This window comes from Streptomyces sparsus (genome assembly GCF_054776295.1).
The window spans coordinates 1-992 of sequence record NZ_BAAHCA010001337.1 but is presented as its reverse complement, the minus strand read 5'-3'; the positions used below and the strand labels follow the sequence as shown (position 1 = coordinate 992).

General features: G+C 75.2%; 1 protein-coding gene and 1 pseudogene. Both read left to right on the top strand.

Going from position 1 to position 992, the window contains the following annotated elements; translation table 11 throughout:
* Positions 1–591, top strand: a 591-nt coding sequence (locus tag ACYVE9_RS28290; protein ID WP_461030735.1) for an aminotransferase class IV, incomplete at its 5' end; no start/stop codon positions are given.
* Positions 592–643: 52 nt separating this feature from the next.
* A pseudogene (locus ACYVE9_RS28285) lies at positions 644–992 on the top strand (GNAT family N-acetyltransferase); the annotation flags it as partial.

The window sequence follows — 992 nt, the reverse complement described above, 5'->3', positions numbered from 1 at the left end:
GCCGAGCCGGCACCGCTGGGCCGGCTGCGCATCACCTACACCGGCGGTCTGTCGCCGCTCGGCTCCGACCGCGGGGACGGGCCGCCCACCCTGGTGGTGGCCCTCGGCGGCGTGACCCGCCGCCCGGACACCACCGCCGCCGTCACCGTGCCCTGGACGCGCAACGAACGCGGCGCGCTGACCGGTCTCAAGACCACGTCCTACGCCGAGAACGTCGTCGCACTCGCCCGGGCGCGACAGCAGGGGGCCTCCGAGGCGCTCCTCGCGAACACCGTCGGCCACCTGTGCGAGGGGACCGGCTCCAACGTGTTCGTGGTGCTCGACGGTGAACTCCACACCCCGCCGGTCGCCTCCGGCTGCCTGGCGGGCATCACCCGTGCCCTGGTCAAGGAGTGGACGGGAGCCGTCGAGTCCGTGCTGCCCTTCGACGTGCTCGACCGCGCCGAGGAGGTCTTCCTCACCTCGAGCCTGCGGGACGTCCAGGCCGTGGGCCGACTGGACGGGCGGGAACTGCCGGGTGCTCCCGGGCCGGTGACCGCGAAGGCGATGCGGGTGTTCGACGAGCGCGCCGCCGCCGACCTCGATCCCTGATCGGGGCGCCGCCGGCAGGTGGCGGGCCGCCGCGGCGGGTAGGAGTCAGACGATGACCACCACACTGCGACCCACCGGTCCGGAGGCGCGGACATCGGACGGCGCCCGCGCCCGCCGCTTCGACATCATGGTCAACAGCCGCCCGGTGGGCTCGGTGCGGCTCGCCGCCGGATCGCTGCACGGGCTGCGGCTCGGCCGCATCGAGGACCTCTCGGTCGACGTGCCCGACCGGCGCCGCGGCCGCGCCACGGTCGCCGCACTGGCCGCCGAGGAGGTGCTGCGCGGCTGGGACTGCCGGCAGATCGAGATCGAGGTGCCGGACGCCGCCGAGGCCGGGCTGCGGCTGGCAGTGGCGCTGGGGTACGTCGAACGCAGCCGGACCATGGCGAAGGACCTCGGCC